Annotated in this window: 19 protein-coding genes; 10 read left to right on the top strand and 9 right to left on the bottom strand. The window is 61.3% G+C overall.

Translation table 11 applies throughout. From position 1 onward, the window contains the following. Positions 1 to 34: 34 nt before the first annotated feature. Entirely contained in the window at positions 35 to 1,150 is a 1,116-nt protein-coding gene (gene ald / locus JQK88_RS10060; RefSeq protein WP_192254219.1) for an alanine dehydrogenase, read from the bottom strand. 156 nt (positions 1,151 to 1,306) lie between these two features. Between ald and JQK88_RS10065 the strand changes: the two genes are divergently transcribed. Further along, positions 1,307 to 1,780, top strand: a complete 474-nt coding sequence (locus JQK88_RS10065; protein ID WP_112395099.1) for an Lrp/AsnC family transcriptional regulator — start codon at positions 1,307 to 1,309, stop codon at positions 1,778 to 1,780. On the opposite strand, the gene JQK88_RS10070 is transcribed toward JQK88_RS10065, so the two are convergent. Together JQK88_RS10070 and JQK88_RS10075 are read right to left on the bottom strand one after the other, a co-directional pair. After that, complete coding sequence (locus JQK88_RS10070; protein ID WP_192254217.1) at positions 1,777 to 2,190, bottom strand: hypothetical protein; 414 nt, start codon at positions 2,188 to 2,190, stop codon at positions 1,777 to 1,779. The genes JQK88_RS10065 and JQK88_RS10070 overlap by 4 nt on opposite strands. Before the next feature lie 170 nt (positions 2,191 to 2,360). Beyond that, a complete protein-coding gene (locus tag JQK88_RS10075; protein WP_203278391.1) occupies positions 2,361 to 2,954 on the bottom strand; it encodes a 5-formyltetrahydrofolate cyclo-ligase in 594 nt (197 codons plus the stop codon). 251 nt (positions 2,955 to 3,205) lie between these two features. On the opposite strand from JQK88_RS10075, the gene JQK88_RS10080 reads away from it, so the two are divergent. Both JQK88_RS10080 and JQK88_RS10085 read left to right on the top strand, forming a co-directional pair. Then, on the top strand, positions 3,206 to 4,471 hold the full coding sequence (locus tag JQK88_RS10080; RefSeq protein ID WP_203278210.1) for an NAD(P)/FAD-dependent oxidoreductase: 1,266 nt from the start codon (positions 3,206 to 3,208) through the stop codon (positions 4,469 to 4,471). A 137-nt stretch (positions 4,472 to 4,608) separates the two neighbouring features. Further along, positions 4,609 to 6,588, top strand: coding sequence for a bifunctional 2',3'-cyclic-nucleotide 2'-phosphodiesterase/3'-nucleotidase (locus tag JQK88_RS10085; RefSeq protein ID WP_203278211.1), 1,980 nt, complete (start codon positions 4,609 to 4,611; stop codon positions 6,586 to 6,588). A gap of 33 nt (positions 6,589 to 6,621) precedes the next feature. Here JQK88_RS10085 and JQK88_RS10090 read toward each other — a convergent pair whose 3' ends face one another. Continuing rightward, positions 6,622 to 7,872, bottom strand: coding sequence for an SAM-dependent methyltransferase (locus JQK88_RS10090; protein WP_192254209.1), 1,251 nt, complete (start codon positions 7,870 to 7,872; stop codon positions 6,622 to 6,624). Positions 7,873 to 8,131: 259 nt separating this feature from the next. On the opposite strand from JQK88_RS10090, the gene JQK88_RS36900 reads away from it, so the two are divergent. Beyond that, complete coding sequence (locus JQK88_RS36900) at positions 8,132 to 8,266, top strand: hypothetical protein (protein ID WP_281401903.1); 135 nt, start codon at positions 8,132 to 8,134, stop codon at positions 8,264 to 8,266. 113 nt (positions 8,267 to 8,379) lie between these two features. Beyond that, on the top strand, positions 8,380 to 8,670 hold the full coding sequence (locus JQK88_RS10095; protein WP_192254207.1) for a Dabb family protein: 291 nt from the start codon (positions 8,380 to 8,382) through the stop codon (positions 8,668 to 8,670). Positions 8,671 to 8,697: 27 nt separating this feature from the next. Here JQK88_RS10095 and JQK88_RS10100 read toward each other — a convergent pair whose 3' ends face one another. Further along, entirely contained in the window at positions 8,698 to 8,931 is a 234-nt protein-coding gene (locus JQK88_RS10100) for a hypothetical protein (protein WP_203278212.1), read from the bottom strand. On the opposite strand from JQK88_RS10100, the gene JQK88_RS10105 reads away from it, so the two are divergent. The 4 genes from JQK88_RS10105 (at position 8,914) to JQK88_RS10120 (ending at position 11,441) form a co-directional block, all read left to right on the top strand. After that, on the top strand, positions 8,914 to 9,786 hold the full coding sequence (locus tag JQK88_RS10105; RefSeq protein WP_192254205.1) for a VOC family protein: 873 nt from the start codon (positions 8,914 to 8,916) through the stop codon (positions 9,784 to 9,786). The two genes, JQK88_RS10100 and JQK88_RS10105, sit on opposite strands and share 18 nt — an antisense overlap. Continuing rightward, positions 9,783 to 10,646, top strand: a complete 864-nt coding sequence (gene kdsA / locus JQK88_RS10110) for a 3-deoxy-8-phosphooctulonate synthase (RefSeq protein ID WP_192254203.1) — start codon at positions 9,783 to 9,785, stop codon at positions 10,644 to 10,646. The genes JQK88_RS10105 and kdsA overlap by 4 nt, the downstream gene beginning before the upstream one ends. 82 nt (positions 10,647 to 10,728) lie before the next feature. Further along, entirely contained in the window at positions 10,729 to 10,932 is a 204-nt protein-coding gene (locus tag JQK88_RS10115) for a dodecin family protein (protein ID WP_192254201.1), read from the top strand. A 143-nt stretch (positions 10,933 to 11,075) separates the two neighbouring features. Continuing rightward, positions 11,076 to 11,441, top strand: a complete 366-nt coding sequence (locus JQK88_RS10120) for a PRC-barrel domain-containing protein (RefSeq protein WP_192254199.1) — start codon at positions 11,076 to 11,078, stop codon at positions 11,439 to 11,441. 69 nt (positions 11,442 to 11,510) lie between these two features. Here the strand turns inward: JQK88_RS10120 and JQK88_RS36905 are convergent, their stop codons facing one another. Together JQK88_RS36905 and JQK88_RS10125 are read right to left on the bottom strand one after the other, a co-directional pair. Continuing rightward, on the bottom strand, positions 11,511 to 11,633 hold the full coding sequence (locus JQK88_RS36905; protein ID WP_112561787.1) for a hypothetical protein: 123 nt from the start codon (positions 11,631 to 11,633) through the stop codon (positions 11,511 to 11,513). A 108-nt stretch (positions 11,634 to 11,741) separates the two neighbouring features. Then, entirely contained in the window at positions 11,742 to 12,890 is a 1,149-nt protein-coding gene (locus tag JQK88_RS10125) for a glycoside hydrolase family 19 protein (protein WP_203278213.1), read from the bottom strand. A 526-nt stretch (positions 12,891 to 13,416) separates the two neighbouring features. Here JQK88_RS10125 and eno point away from each other — a divergent pair. Next, positions 13,417 to 14,691, top strand: coding sequence for a phosphopyruvate hydratase (gene eno / locus JQK88_RS10130; protein WP_112561786.1), 1,275 nt, complete (start codon positions 13,417 to 13,419; stop codon positions 14,689 to 14,691). 93 nt (positions 14,692 to 14,784) lie between these two features. Here eno and JQK88_RS10135 read toward each other — a convergent pair whose 3' ends face one another. Together JQK88_RS10135 and JQK88_RS10140 are read right to left on the bottom strand one after the other, a co-directional pair. Further along, a complete protein-coding gene (locus JQK88_RS10135) occupies positions 14,785 to 15,381 on the bottom strand; it encodes a gamma carbonic anhydrase family protein (RefSeq protein ID WP_192254193.1) in 597 nt (198 codons plus the stop codon). Next, the gene (locus JQK88_RS10140; RefSeq protein ID WP_203278214.1) at positions 15,378 to 15,896 is read right to left on the bottom strand and encodes a MarR family winged helix-turn-helix transcriptional regulator; all 519 of its coding nucleotides are present in this window, start codon (positions 15,894 to 15,896) and stop codon (positions 15,378 to 15,380) included. Before JQK88_RS10140 ends, JQK88_RS10135 begins: the two co-directional genes overlap by 4 nt. Positions 15,897 to 16,093: the final 197 nt, after the last annotated feature.

The following is a 16,093-nucleotide window of genomic DNA, read 5'->3' on the forward strand; positions in this document are numbered from 1 at the left end:
CGGGCGAGACAGGAGGAAACTCTTTTTGGTGAAATCAGGCGGCCAGGACCGCCTTGGGTTCTACCAGCTCGTAGCCGAGCGCTTCGGCGATAGCGCGGTTGGTGATCTTGCCCCTGTGGACGTTGAGACCGTTGCGCAGATGATGGTCGTCAACAAGCGCCTTCAGGCCCTTGTCGGCGAGCTGCAGGCCGTAATGCAGCGTCGCGTTGTTGAGCGCGTGCGCCGAAGTGACCGGCACGGCGCCAGGCATGTTGGCGACGCAGTAATGGATGACGCCATCGACCTCGTAGGTCGGATCGGCATGGGTGGTGGCGTGCGAGGTCTCGAAGCAACCGCCCTGATCGATGGCGACGTCGACCAGCACTGAGCCTTTCTTCATGCCCGACAGCATTTCGCGGGTCACCAGCTTGGGTGCCGCCGCGCCCGGGATGAGCACGGCGCCGACGACGATGTCGGCGGAGAAGCATTCTTCTTCCAGCGCCTCGACAGTGGAATAACGGGTGTGGACACGGCCGGCAAAGAGGTCGTCGAGCTGGCGCAGGCGCGGGATCGAACGGTCGATGATGGTGACGTCGGCGCCAAGGCCGGCGGCCATGCGGGCGGCATGCAGGCCGACGACGCCGCCGCCGAGCACTGTGACTTTACCGGGCAGCACGCCGGGCACGCCGCCGAGCAGTACGCCGCGGCCACCATTGGCCTTCTGCAGCGCCGTGGCGCCGGCCTGGATCGACAGGCGGCCGGCGACTTCCGACATCGGCGCCAAGAGCGGCAGGCCGCCGCGGTCGTCGGTCACGGTCTCATAGGCGATTGCCGTGACGCCGGAGGCGAGCAGGCCCTTGGTCTGCTCGGGATCGGGAGCCAGGTGAAGATAGGTGTAGAGGATCTGGCCATCGCGCAGCTGCACCCATTCATTGGGCTGCGGCTCCTTGACCTTGACGATCATGTCCGACTTGGCGAACACATCTGCGGCGGTCTTGGCAATGGTGGCGCCGGCGGCGCGATAGGCATTGTCATCGGCGCCGATGCCAGCGCCGGCGCCGGTTTCGACCAGCACCTCATGGCCATGCGCGACATATTCGCGGACAGAGCCCGGCGTCAGGCCGACGCGGTATTCGTGGTTCTTGATTTCCTTGGGGCAACCGACGCGCATTCTTCTTCTCCTGATCCAGCCCTTGGGGCTCGTTCCCTGTATTAATGTAGTCAACCACGAATCGTTGCGCGGATGTTTGCGAATGCGCTTGCGCGCCATGATGCGTTTCGATAATCGTTGCGCCAAATTGCAGGATTTTCGCAGGAATCACGAAAAATGCCGCTCGACAGGATCGATATCGCCATTCTTGAGACTTTGCAGAAGGATGGGCGCATACCCAATGCGGCGCTCGCCGAGCGGGTCGGCCTGTCGCAGTCGGCCTGCTCGCGGCGCCTCGACAATCTGGAGAAATCCGGGACCATTCGCGGCTATCACGCCCGGCTTTCGAATGCAGCGCTCGGGCACCAGATGACGGCGATCGTGCACATCTCGTTGTCGGGGCAATTCGAAAAGACGCTGTCGGATTTCGAGGCGGCGATCAAGCGCTGCCCGAATGTACTGTCCTGCCACCTGATGTCAGGCGAATACGACTACATCCTGCGCATCGCCGCCAAGGACCTGGTCGATTATGAGCGCATCCACAAGGAATGGCTGTCGGCGATGCCGCATGTGACCAAGATCAACTCGTCGTTTGCCTTGCGCGAGATCGTCGATCGCACGGCCATGGGGATGAAGCCGGAACTGGCTTAACGCCAAAGGCACACCCGGACGTCCTTCCCGACATAGCACGCGCCTTCGCGGCGAAGTTCTTCCCAGCGTTCATCACCGTGCGTTGCGCGAATGTCGGAGTTCCCATAGCCCTCCCAGACATCACCGTCCTTGTAGACAACTGCCCAGTAATCTTCGGACATTTCACCAGCGCCACTATGCGTGTCGGGATAGTCGATCCCTGCAAAAACCTGCCGAGGCCCCTGGATATTAAAATCGCCGCCCTTCTCGATTTGATAGGAGCACTTTCCGGATATTCGAGTCTGACCGTCAACAGTGAGCAGGCAGCGGCCCCATTTATAACCGCTCGGCAAACGATGCTGTGGTTGCGCGTGCGAAAACGAACAGGAAAACGCAATTGCGAGGGCCGCCGCTATAGTTCGTCCGATCATCTTAGCATCCGTTGTTAGGCAGCCAATCTAAAGAGCGACCGGACACTTTTGGATCCGCCCAGAGCGCATGTCGAAACGGTCCGCCGCAGCAAGATTATGCTTTTTGTCGACCAAGTCGGATTTTTGTCACCGCGAAGAAATCCAGCTGGTCTCATTTTCCAAACGGGCTCTCAGGCCTCGGTCACCAAGCGATCCATCGGGATGTCGTGCGGCTGCGGGTAGATGGTCGCGATGCGCTGCAACCCGTAGCCGACCCCGATGACCAATGGCTTGAACGGCATTGCCGCCAGCGTGCGGTCGAAGAAGCCGCCGCCGTAGCCCAGGCGGTAGTTTTGCGGATCGATGCCGACGATCGGCGAAATGACGATGTCGGGCAGCACCGGATCGCCTTCGGCGGGGATCGGGATATTCCAGACGCCTTTTTCCAGCCGGTCGCCAGGAACGTAGGCGCGGAAGATCAGCGGCTGGCCCTTCTCGATGACGATGGGGAGCGCCGTGCGGCCACCGCGTTCATTGACCGACGCTATCCAAGGCCGCAGGTCCGGCTCGCCGCGAAACGGCCAGTAGAGGCTGACTATGCGGCCGGCAATGTCGCCGATCACCGCGTCGAGACCTTCGGCGATACGCTGCGACATCGCCGTCCGCATGTCGGCGGAAACCGCCAACCGCGCCGCGATCAGCCGTTCGCGCTCAGCCTTGCGCCAACGTCGTACGTCGGTCCAGTCGGTCAATGGCGCGCGAAATTCCGGATCGAGTTCGTGCATGAAGCAAGGCGGCGAAGAATATTGCGCCGGGCCTTCGCCGTCTTTCGCGCCGTGACTATCTTTGGCCATGCCTCACTCCCGTGGTTCCTTCCCCTGCGAGGCTATACCCGTCTGAGCCTGCCGACATGGGCATTCGCGACATTGGAGGGCGAGTCCGGGGTAGCCTTGATGCATGGCAGTCTTGCGCTCCACCACATTGTTGCGGTGCACAAAAATCACTAGATAAGGACGGTGAAAACGAGGTGAGTGCGATGAACGAAACGAGCCATCATGTCGTTGTCGTCGGTGCAGGATTCGGAGGTCTCGAACTGACCCGGGCACTGGCCGGTGCACCGGTGCGCATCACCATGATCGACAAGCGCAACCACCACCTTTTCCAGCCGCTGCTCTACCAGGTGGCAACCACATCGCTGGCGACCTCGGAAGTTGCCTGGCCGATCCGTCATCTGTTGCGCAAGCGCAAGGACGTGACGACGCTCCTGGGTAATGTCACCGGCGTCGATCGTGCCGGCAAACGCGTGCTGCTCGAGGACGGCAGTTCGGTTTCCTATGATACGCTGGTGCTCGCCACCGGCGCGCGCCACGCATATTTCGGCCATGACGAATGGGAGCCTTTCGCGCCCGGGCTGAAGACGCTTGAGGACGCCACCACCATTCGCCGGCGCATCCTGCTTGCCTTCGAGCAGGCCGAGCGTGAAACCGATCCGGCCACGCGCCAGGCGCTGCTGACGCTGGTTATCGTCGGCGGCGGCCCGACCGGCGTCGAGCTTGCCGGCACCATTATTGAACTCGCGCATGAGACGCTGCGCGGCGAATTCCGCAAGATCGACACGCGTGATGCGCGCGTGGTGCTGGTCGAGGCCGGCGACCGCATCCTGGCCAATTTCGCGCCGGTACTGTCCGACTATGCGCGCAAGGCGCTGGAACGGCGGGGCGTCACGGTCGAGCTTGGCCGCGCCGTCACGCGGCTGGATGCCGAGGGTGTCGTGTTTGGAGACACGCATCTGCCGGCGCGGACAATCCTCTGGGCCGCCGGCGTTGCCGCTTCGCCCGCGGGAGAATGGCTGGGGGTGCCGGTCGACCGGGCAGGCAGGGTGATGGTCGAAGCCGATCTGACGGTGCCGGACAGTCCCGAGATTTTTGTCATCGGCGACACCGCGCATGTCCTGCGGCCGGATGGCAAGCCGGTGCCAGGCGTGGCGCCCTCCGCCAAGCAGGAGGGTAAACATGTCGCCGCGACGATCAAGGCGCGGCTGGCAGGCGATAGCGCGCCGCGTCCTTTCCGCTACAAACATGCCGGCGACCTGGCGACGATCGGCAAGTGGGCAGCCGCGATCGATTTCGGCTGGATCAAGCTTACCGGCTGGTTCGCCTGGTGGCTGTGGGGTGTGGCGCACATCTACTTCCTGATCGGCTTCCGCAACCGGCTGTCGGTATCGCTTAGCTGGCTATGGATATATTTCACCGGCCAGCGCAGTGCGCGGCTGATCACCCAGGGCGACGAGGACAAGGGCTGAGGTCTTCCCTTCGGCCACGGCAATTCATCCAGCCGTCACCTTTTGCTGATCGACTGACTTCCCGATGGACATGGCCAGTTTTCGGCGCGAAGGTTTCGGCGGGGCTGGGATGTTCACGTCGCTGGGAAGGAAAACCAATGTCGCCTTTGCTCCACCCCGTCTCCCGTCGCGGTTTTCTTGCCGGCGCCGCTGCCAGCGGAGCGCTGATCGTGCTGCATCCGTTCTCCGCCGGCGCTGAGGCCAATCAGGCGCATCTGAGGATCATGGAGACGACGGACATCCACGTGAATGTTTTGCCGTACGATTACTACGCCGACAAAGCGAACGACACGATGGGCCTGTCGCGGACGGCCTCGCTGATCGCTGCGGTGCGCCAGGAAGCCACCAATGCGATGCTGATCGACAATGGCGACCTTTTGCAGGGCAATCCGATGGGCGACTACATCGCCTACGAGAAGGGACTGAAGGACGGCGACCTGCATCCGATCATGAAGGGCATGAACCTGCTCGGCTATGAATGTTCGACACTCGGCAACCACGAGTTCAATTACGGCCTGTCGTTCCTCGACAAGGTTCTGGCCGGGGCAAATTTTCCGTTCGTCTGCGCCAATCTGATCCGCGGCACCGAACTCGCCGCCAGCCCGCGCGACGACAAGCTCTATCTCAAGCCGTACGTTATCCTGGACAAGAAGATCAAGGACGGGTCGGGCGCCGAGCAGCCGATCAGAATAGGCATTATCGGTTTCGTGCCGCCGCAGATCATGGTCTGGGACCTGAAGAACCTGGAAGGAAATGTCCGGACGCGCGACATTGTCGAGGCGGCCAAGGCCTGGGTGCCTGAGATCAAGGAGGAGGGCGCCGACATCGTGATTGCGCTCTCGCATTCGGGCATCGATATCAAGCAAGGCTACGGAATGGAGAACGCCTCGTTCTTCGTTGCCGGCGTCGAGGGCATCGATGCGGTGTTCACCGGCCATCAGCATCTCGTCTTCCCCGGCAAGAAGGATTTTCAGGCGCTTGATGGGGTCGACACGGAGAAAGGCACGCTGCAAGGCAAACCGGCGGTGATGGGCGGCTTCTGGGGCTCGCATATGGGCCTGATCGACCTGCTTCTGGAACGCGACGGATCGAAATGGCGCGTGGTCTCGGCGACCTCGGAGGCACGGCCGATCTACGAACGCGTCGACAAGGTGAACAAGCCGACGGTGGCGGACGACCAGCGCATCGTCGATGCGCTGAAGGCGGACCATGAGGCGACACTTGCCTATGTCCGCCGTCCGGTCGGCAAGACCTCGGCGCCGCTCTACTCCTATTTCGCGCTGGTGGCCGACGATCCGTCGGTGCAGATCGTCAACCAGGCGCAGAGCTGGTATCTCAAGGACATTCTGAAGAGCACGCAGTGGAAGGATGTGCCGCTGCTGTCGGCGGCAGCGCCCTTCAAGGCCGGCGGGCGTAACGGCGCCGACTACTACACCGACGTGCCGGTGGGCGACATCGCCATCAAGAATGTCGCCGATCTCTATCTCTATCCGAATACGGTGCGCGCGGTTGAGATCACCGGGGCGCAGGTCAAGGAATGGCTGGAAATGTCGGCCGGCATTTTCAAGAAGATCGAGGCCGGGAAGGCCGACCAGGCGCTGATCGACACCGAATTCCCGTCCTACAATTTCGATGTGATCGACGGCGTCAGCTACAAGATAGACCTGTCGCAGCCGCCGAAATACGATGCCAAGGGTGGCGTCGCCAATGCCGGCTCCAGCCGCATCGTCGGCCTCAGCTTCGATGGCAAGCCCATTGATCCAGCAGCGAAATTCGTCGTCGCCACCAACAATTACCGCGCTGGCGGTGGCGGCAATTTCCCTGACATCAACGCCTCGAAGATCATCTACGAAGCGCCTGACACCAACCGCGATGTGATCGTGCGCTATGTCGTCAGCGAGGGCACGATCAATCCGTCGGCCGACGACAATTGGTCGTTCACGCCGCTGCCCGGAACCAGCGTCTTGTTCGAGACCGGTCTCAAAGCGAAGGATTTTATTTCAGGGGTGAAATCGCTCAAGATCGAGCCGGTCGGCGAGGGCGAAGCCGGGTTTGCGAAATACCGCATCCTGCTTTGAGGGAACGAACGGGCGGGCAAATACCCGCTCGCACTACGCCTTGTAGACCACCTGGCGCACGTCGATGTAGCTGGCTCTGAAGCCGGCTTCGCAATAGTGGAGATAAAACTCCCAGAGCTTCTTGAAGCGGTCGTCGAAGCCGAGCGGGACCATCTTTTCCCACGACTGCCAGAAGCGGTTGCGCCATTCGGCCAGCGTGCGAGCATAGTCGTCCGGAAAGACGCGCTCGCACAGATGGGCGAGACCATGGTCTTTGCCCAGCGACTTCAGGATCGACGGCGTCGGCAGCATGCCGCCCGGGAAGACATAGCGCTGGATGAAATCCGGCCGCGCGCGATAGGTGTCGTAGGCGGCTTCGTTGATGGTGATGATCTGCAGGCCGGCGGTGCCGCCGGGTCTCAGGCAGGCCTTCATCTTGTCGAAAAACACCGGCCAGTATTTTTCACCGACCGCCTCGAACATCTCAATCGACGCGATGCGATCGTAAGTGCCTGTTTCGTCGCGGTAATCCTGCAGCTTGATGTCGACCTTGTCAGACAGTCCGGCCTTCTGGATGCGCTCCTTGGCAAAGTCGTGCTGTTCGCGGCTGATGGTCAAGCCGGTGACGCGGCAGCCGATCTCGCGCGCGGCAAATTCGGCAAAACCGCCCCAGCCGCAGCCGATCTCCAGCACATGGTCCTTCTTGCCGATGCCGGTGTCCTTGGCCAAAGCGCGATATTTGGCGGCCTGCGCGCTTTCCAAATCGTTGGCGCCGGTGGCATAGAGCGCCGACGAATAGGTCATGCTGGGATCGAGCCATTGCTTGTAGAAGGCATTGCCGAGGTCGTAATGCGCTGAAATGTTGCGCTTCGAGCCGGTGCGGGTGTTTTCGTTGAACCAGTGGCGGATGCGCTGGACGGTGTTGATGAACCAGTTGGCGCCGCCGGCGACGCGTTCGCCGATGGCCGAGTTGACGACGAACAGTTCGAGAAAGCTGGTCACGTCAGGGCTTTCCCAGTCGCCATCCATGTAGGATTCGGCAACGCCGATGGTGCCGCCGGAAAAGGCGCGGCCGGGCAGGCGCCAGTTCTTCAGCACCAGTTCGGCGTCGGGACCGGGCGCATTGCCACCGACAAGAACGGCGCGGCCGTCCGGCATCCTTACCTTGAGCGAGCCGTGCGGCAGTTTCATCGCCGCCGACAGCACCATGCGCGCCTTGGCCGGCAAGCCTTTGACGATCTCGGCGAAGTTGAACTCGTCCAGCCTGATGGCGTCGCCGACGCCCTTGTGTTCCCTAGCAGCCATCCCACATCCCCCTGGACTTCCGCGGGGACGGCGCAAGATCTGCCGGCCTCCACATCCTCCACATTTCATTCGCAGGCGTGAACGCCGCTGCCCGCGTGGATTTTCGCCACAATCTTCCATGGCATTGGCCGAAACTTCAAGAGGCAAGCTTTGTGAGGCACTGACCCAGGTCGCCGGCCTGAGGCCAGAATCCGCAGGAGCGCGCGGCCCTCGGCGAAATCACTATGGTTCCGAACAGCCACATACGTTAGCTTCAGTCATGCGTTACGTCGTCGTCATCATGGCCATCGCCTTTTTCCTGATCTGGGATGGCCTCTATAATCAGGGCCGCTATCTCGACACGACGGTCAGGGAGATGTCGCGCATCGTGCGCTACGTCACCGGCGGGGGCTAGTTTAGCGCCTCTGCAAAGTCGCCTCCCGGGGGCGCCGGGCGCGACATCGTGGCGGTTGACGCGACGGTTCCGCTCACACAAAACATGCCGGCAAATCGATCGAGGAGGCAGGCGTGATCCGGCATATCGTTTTCTTCAGCGCGCGGCGCAAGGACGATGTCGAGGCTGTGCGCACGGGCTTGCTCAACCTGGGCAATATCCCGCATTCAAACCTGTTCGAGGTGACGCTCAACACCAAGGTCGACCCGCTGTCGGACGCGATCGACGTGGTCGTCTATGCCGAGTTCGAGGACGAGGCGGCCTTGGCCGCCTACAAGGCGCACCCGCTCTATGCGGAGACAACCAGCCGGGTCAAACCATTGCGCGAATTGCGCTATTCGGCCGATGTCGTGGCGGTGGCCTGATCAGTCCGGCAAGGGGCCTCGCCTTCTTCACAGCCGGAATTCATACATCGACGTGCGCGAGCAGCCGAAGCCTGCCTTGAACGGCTCGTCGCCAATGGTGAAATCAGGTGCCGCCGTCCGCTGCCCACGCCGCCATGACAAGGTCGAGTGCGATGCGGCCGCGCGGGCGGACGCCATCGCGATCCGGGCGCCACCGGCGGAAAGGCTTGAACCGATGTCCGGAATGATGCACACCGCGCCGGCATGACCAGCGCAACCCATCCGCTTGACCATCTGGTGCTGCCGACGGCGAGCCTCGCCGTGGCGCGGGCGCGGCTGACGTCGCTTGGCTTCATCGTCGCGCCAACCGGCATACACCCCTTCGGCACCGAAAATTGCTGCGCCTTCTTCGCCGACGGCACCTATCTCGAACCGCTGGCGATCGGCGACGAACAGACGGCAGCCCGCGCGATTGCCGACGGCAATGTCTTTGTCGCGCGCGACCGGCTCTATCGCGCGAGCCTGGGCGATGAGGGCTTTTCCGCCGTAGTGCTGGGCACTGGCGACGCCGATGCGGACCATGCACGTTATGTCTCGGCCGGCCTGTCGGCCGGAGACGTGTTGAGTTTTTCCCGCGCCTTCACCGACGCCGCCGGGAAGAGCGATATGGCGTCGTTCAAGCTGGCTTTCGCCTCCGGTTCTGGGGCAACAGACGCCTTCCTGTTCACCTGCGAGCGGATCAACGCGCCCAAAATCGATCGCACGGCGTTGCAGGCCCATGGCAATGGCGTGACCGGCATTGTCGAAATCGTTGCGGTCAGCGACGCGCCTTCTACACAGGCTCTGCTGATCTCGGTAGTGGCTGGCTCGAAGCAGGAGAGCGGCGCGGTCTTCGATCTGTCGAATGCGTGTCTGACCGTTCTCGATCCTGCGGCTTTCACCGCGCGCTTCAAGATTGCGGCCGGCGCGCCGACGAAACTTCGCTTCGCGGCGATCGTCTTTTCGGTCCGCAGTGCCGATGCCACGGCAAGCCTGCTTGCACACAACTCCATCGAGCACGATATAGCGGGCAACGAAATTGTCGTGCAGCCGGCATCCGGGCAGGGCGCGGCCTTCATCTTCCGGGAGATCCCATGAGCAAGCCGCAAGCGTCCAATTCGATGGCGCCCAATTCGGCGGTAACCGTCGGCAACGTCGTCTTCGACAACAATGCGGCTCTGGCGCTGATTGCCGGCCCGTGCCAGTTCGAATCGCGCCAGCACGCCTTTGACATGGCCGGCGCGCTGAAGGAGTTGACCGGCAAGCTCGGCATCGGCCTCGTCTACAAGACCAGCTACGACAAGGCCAACCGCACCTCACTCTCGGCAACGCGCGGCGCCGGGATGGATGCCGCACTTCCGGTCTTCGACGAGTTGCGCAAGGAATTTTCGCTTCCCATTCTGACCGACGTCCACACCGAGGAGCAGTGCGCGATCGTCGCGCCGCATGTCGATGTGCTGCAGATTCCGGCCTTCCTGTCGCGCCAGACCGACATGCTGGTTGCCGCAGCCAAGACCGGCAAGGTGATCAACGTCAAGAAGGGGCAGTTCCTGGCCCCCTGGGACATGAAGAACGTCGTCGCCAAGATCACCGGCTCCGGCAACGCCAATGTGCTCACCACCGAGCGCGGCGCTTCCTTCGGCTACAACACGCTGGTGTCGGACATGCGGGCTTTGCCCGTGATGGCCGAGATCGGCGCGCCGGTGATTTTCGACGCCACCCATTCGGTGCAGCAACCGGGCGGGCAGGGCGGTGCTTCCGGCGGTGAGCGCCGCTTCGTCGAAACACTTGCCCGCGCTGCCGTTGCCGTCGGCGTCGCCGGCGTCTTTATCGAGACCCACCAGGATCCGGACAATTCGACCTCCTCAGACGGTCCGAACATGCTGCCGCTGAAGGACATGCCGGCCTTGCTCGAAAGACTGATGGCGTTCGACCGCATCGCCAAGAACGCTGCCTGACTGCCACCGTGGCCAGCTTGTAGTCGGCAAAGGCCGGCTGTAGGCTCCTCCTTGCAAATGAGCGCCTTGGCAGGAGGAAGCCATGTCTGTTGCCCGCGTCACCGAAATCACATCGTCATCGGAAAAGAGCTTTCAGGACGCCATCGAGATGGGAATTGCGCGCGCCTCAAAGACCCTGAAGAACGTCGAAGGCGCCTGGATCCAGGACCAGAAGATCGTCGTCGAGGACGGCAAGATCGCGGCCTATCGCGTCAACATGAAGGTGACTTTCATCCTCGCGGAGTAAGCGCCTGCCAACTCCTTGTTGGAGCATGATCTTTTCCGAAAACCGGTTCCCACTTTTCGGGATCATGCTCTGAAAAAATCGGGAACTTTCGCCCGCGCCCCTCATTGTCAAAGTACCATCAACGACAATGAGGAGCATCAGACATGACCACCCAGACAGGTCACACCGAAGCCATTGCCGCTTCGCGCGTCATCGGCACGTCGGTCTACAACACCGAAGGCAGGAACATCGGCAGCATCGAGGACGTCATGCTCGACAAGACGTCGAACGGCATCATGTTCGCGGTTATCGGCTTTGGCGGTTTTCTCGGCATTGGCGAGAAATATCACGCCATTCCATGGGCGAGCCTCGACTATGACGAGGACAAAGGCGGCTACGTCGTGCCGTTCTCCAAGGACCAACTGAAAGCGGCTCCAGCCTATTCGATCAATGAACTGGCCGGCGCTGATGGCGAGGCCGCACGTGACGCTTCCTATGACTACTACAAGGTCACGCCTTATTGGCATTGATCCGGCGCGCCGACGCCTGACGTGAAGGCCCCCGAAACCGGGGGCCTTTTCAATGGGACGGGATGGTTCCTATTCGGCGGCGTAAAGCGTCGACAACTGCGTTGCGGCCTTTGGCGGCTGCTGGTTGTCGCATGACGTCAGGAACGCCGCCGCGATCAAGAACAAACTCACGATACCGCTCAACTCAGACATGGCGAAACTCCTCCTGTTTCGCCCCGCGCGGCATGATCCTAATCGACGCCCCGAATGTTGCTCCTGAATTATCGTGACGCCATGTTGTCGAACGTGATCAAGGCGTGCTCAACCGAGCAGTCCTGCATTCTTCACCGCCTTGAAAATCTTCTCGTGCCAGGCAATCCGGTCCGCCTCGCCATTGGCCGGCGTGGTCGAATTGGCATTGCCGACGTTGATCGCGCGCGAGATCTTTTTGATCAGACCGGAATCGGCAAAGGCATTGCAGCCTGACTCTTTCCATTCGGCGCAAGCTGCGAGCAGCGAAATCTGCGGGTCCTCGATCAGCTCAGGATGATTGGCGAGGTCGACCTTGGCGAGCTTGCCTTTGGCTGTATACGCGTCGCGCCCCGTGGTCTGGAACGTGCCGCCGCCGCGGAAATTGAAGCCGTCCAAAGTTCCTTTCACATTGCCCATCCGCCCGCCATACGCCCAGTCGCCCAGCGCTTCCGGCTTGCGCAGCAGATTGTCCTTGATCCACTGATCGGTCTTGCTGGCGGCTCGCGATTTCCACGCCTTCCGGATCGCAGCCACGGTCGTGTAGGTCAGGGACTCGCGAATGAGGGTGAAGCCACCGGTTTCCATCGCCGCTTGTGCGAAGAAATGCATCAGCCGATCATAGTTGTTGCACACGCCGTGATCGCCGAGTGTTTTGAGGCCTTTGTCGGAGGTAAAGGCGCCGATGTAACCGTCATAGATCGCCCGCCTGGAACCGCTTGCCGGTCTCGGCGCGAATTTCTGGAAGACGGCTGCGGGCAAGCCCTTCTTCGGATCGCCCGCAACCGCTTCGAGGACACTCTCGACGCTCTCGGTCGACAGCACCGGTTCGCCTTCGATGACGACCGAAGCTTTGGGAATTGGCTTGCCGTTGGTTTTCGGGAAACCACTGCCGGCAAAGGCTTTCAGATCGTCGATCAGGGCGATCACCCGGGTTCGGCTCTCCGTGAAGTCCATGTCGGCAAGCGGGCCGCTCACCTTCTTCGTCGGATTGATGCATCCGACGCTGGATAGGAAATTGACGCCTGGATGAATAAGGATTTCGGTGCGCTTGTTGGTCTTAAGCAGTTCGAGTCCAGGTTTGGGTGGCGTCTTGCCGCTGGTGTAGCCGATCGTCACATATTTGCCTCCGGACTGTGTCGCCAGCGGGTAGGTGCCGGGCTCGATGCGCCTGCCGTTGTCTTCTTTCGAATTGTCGCCTGGGCCGCGAGATTCACACACGAACCCCGATAAGCCCGTGACTGCCGTGCCGTTGTGAAAGACTTTATAGGTTCCAACCGTCCTGCGCCTGGTACCCCTCATATGTTCGACTTGCCGGCTAATAAGAAGTTCCCAGCCATTACCTGAAATTGTTGCCATTCCCACCTCTCCAAAGAGTTACAGTCTTGTTGACTTCATTCAAACAGTGCGCATTGGAGATGCGACCCTAACATCTTCGATGTCTCTGCATTGTGATGTTTGTCACGTTGTTGGCTGACTCCTTTTGAAGCATCGGCTGGAGTTTGTCTGCCACCTGGTATTTCGTGACGAAGGCATTGCCGCGATAAAGGGGAGGGGCGCGCGCCTCATGCGGCGCCAGACATATCAGGTCAGGTCGGGCTGTTTGCGTTCAGATGGCGTCGCCGGTGCCCCCAGGCCTGGGGGCATGGGCGACTGTCACTATTATTTCATGCCATTCCCAATTGCCTTTTACGGCGCTTTGGCTAAGAGGGGCGCGACGCTTTATCGATCAATCGGGGACATCGCAATGACCGCCATCATCGACATTATCGGGCGTGAAATCCTGGATAGCCGTGGAAATCCGACCGTCGAGGTCGACGTCGTTCTCGAAGACGGCTCGATGGGCCGCGCCGCGGTGCCGTCCGGCGCCTCGACCGGCGCCCATGAGGCTGTCGAACTGCGCGATGGCGGCGCGCGCTATCTTGGCAAGGGCGTGCTCAAGGCGGTCGAGGCTGTCAATGGCGAGCTGTTCGAGGCGATCGGCGGCATGGAAGCCGAAAACCAGATCCACATCGACCAGACCATGATCGAGCTCGACGGCACCCCCAACAAGAGCCGGCTCGGCGCCAACGCCATCCTCGGCGTGTCGCTGGCAGTGGCCAAGGCGGCGGCGGAAGCCGCCGGCCTGCCGCTCTACCGCTATGTCGGCGGCACCAAGGCGCATATCCTGCCGGTGCCGATGATGAACATCATCAATGGCGGCGCGCACGCCGACAATCCGATCGACTTCCAGGAATTCATGATCCTGCCGGTCGGCGCGCCGACGCTGCGCGAAGGCGTGCGCTGGGGTTCGGAAATTTTCCACACGCTGAGGAAGAAGCTCAAGGATGCCGGCCACAACACCAATGTCGGTGACGAAGGCGGTTTTGCCCCGAACCTGAAGAGCGCGCCGGTGGCGCTCGATTTCATCATGGAATCGATCGAGAAGGCCGGCTTCAAGCCGGGCGAAGAGATCGCGCTCGGCCTCGATTGCGCGGCGACCGAATTCTTCAAGGACGGCAATTACGTCTATGAAGGCGAAAAGAAGACCCGCGATCCCAAGGCGCAGGCCAAGTATCTGGCCAAGCTTGCCGCCGACTATCCGATCATCTCGATCGAGGACGGCCTGGCCGAGGACGACTGGGAAGGCTGGAAGTATCTGACCGATCTGATCGGCAAGAAGACGCAGCTGGTCGGCGACGATTTGTTCGTCACCAACACGGCGCGTCTGCGCGACGGCATCCGCATGGGCGTTGCCAATTCGATCCTGGTCAAGGTCAACCAGATCGGCTCGCTGACCGAGACGCTCGACGCCGTCGAGACCGCGCACAAGGCCGGCTATACCGCTGTGATGTCGCATCGCTCGGGTGAGACCGAGGATTCGACCATCGCCGATCTCGCCGTCGCCACCAATTGCGGGCAGATCAAGACCGGTTCGCTGTCGCGCTCAGACCGCATGGCCAAGTACAACCAGCTGATCCGTATCGAGGAAGAACTCGGCAAGCAGGCGCGTTACGCCGGCAAGTCGGTGGTGAAAAGCTGATCTGCGCGTCCTCGGTCAGGCCCTTGGGCAAGATTTGGGCGACATGCACCAGCGAGCTTGAACCGGAACGCTTTCTGCTGCGGCGGAATGCGCTCAAGCGTTTCCCGTGCGATGTACGCCTAGCGCCACCGAGAGATTTGCAGTGATTTTCTGCATTACATCCGGCAAGTTTCGGTCGACACCGTAGACGAAGCCTGGGAAATCGAGCGGTTTCTGCCGAGACCAGATGGCCTCATGCTGGTCCGGAGGCAGGAGCTGAGCCGGATCGCCCACGGCAATCCAGCCGATCGGTACGACCGTGCCAGGTTCAAGGCGGGTGCGCAGGTGAACGATGCCATTGATGCGGACTTCCGATCCGCGCCCTATGTGCGCACCATGGAAAACCGCCGCACCTGTAGCGATAAAAACTTCATCGCCGACCTCTGCGCCAACAATGTGGCTGTTGGGGCCTACGAGGCAATAATTCCCGACAGTACAAGGATGACTTGCCGTGGCCCGGATCACCGCATTTTCCAACACGATACAGTTGCGGCCAATGCGGATCGATCCGCCAGACTCCGCCACAAGGCGGGCGCCATGCATGACCCGGCTGCCGGCGCCAATGACGACATCGCCGGATATTGTGGCATCCGGAGCGGCCCAAGCATCGGGATCGATGGCAGGCGAATGCCCCGCATAGGAAATGATCATAGCTCGCTCTCCTTCCTCTCGATCTCAGCCGCTCGGCAGCCGATCGGGCAAATTTTGGGTCCGCAAAGATCATGCTCGCAGAGGCGACAGGTTGTTCTCGCGAAAGGACGGGAAGTAGTCGCACCCGCAAGAATCTCGTCCAGCATGGAAACAAAGCGCCGCCGCTCATCCGGTTGCAGCACGGACAGCAATCCGTCGAGCGCGGCGAGCCGGAGAGCTTGCATTTCCCTTACCTGTGCGTGGCCAGTCTCCGTCAGCGTCAGCGGAGTGACACGACCCTGCGGCTTGCCGCGCCCTATCAGCGCCTGCCGTTCCAGCCCGTCGATCAAACGCACGGCAGTCGGTTGACTGACGCCGACGACCTCGGCGAGCTCCGTCGTCGTCAACCCCGGTTTGAAGTGCAGCATCGACAGCACCGCCGCCGCGCTCGGTGAAAGCTCTCTCAAGGACGCTTCCGTCCTGTCGCGAATCATGGCGCCGAGTGCGCCGAGTTTGTTGGCGTCTAACGATTGCATAGCGTATGCATATATTTCTTCAGGAGAAGGTCAACTGCTTTTCGCGCATGCAAGCTGCGACCGCAAAGGAATGGAGAAGAAAAATCGACGAGGTGGACGCAACTTGCCGGGAGGGTGATTTCCCGCTCGCAAAATCCCAAGGTCCGTAACCCTCCATTAAGCACAATCGGGCGAGATAAGGAGGTCAGAGCATGATC

This window comes from Mesorhizobium caraganae (genome assembly GCF_016836705.1).
Taxonomy (GTDB): domain Bacteria; phylum Pseudomonadota; class Alphaproteobacteria; order Rhizobiales; family Rhizobiaceae; genus Mesorhizobium; species Mesorhizobium caraganae.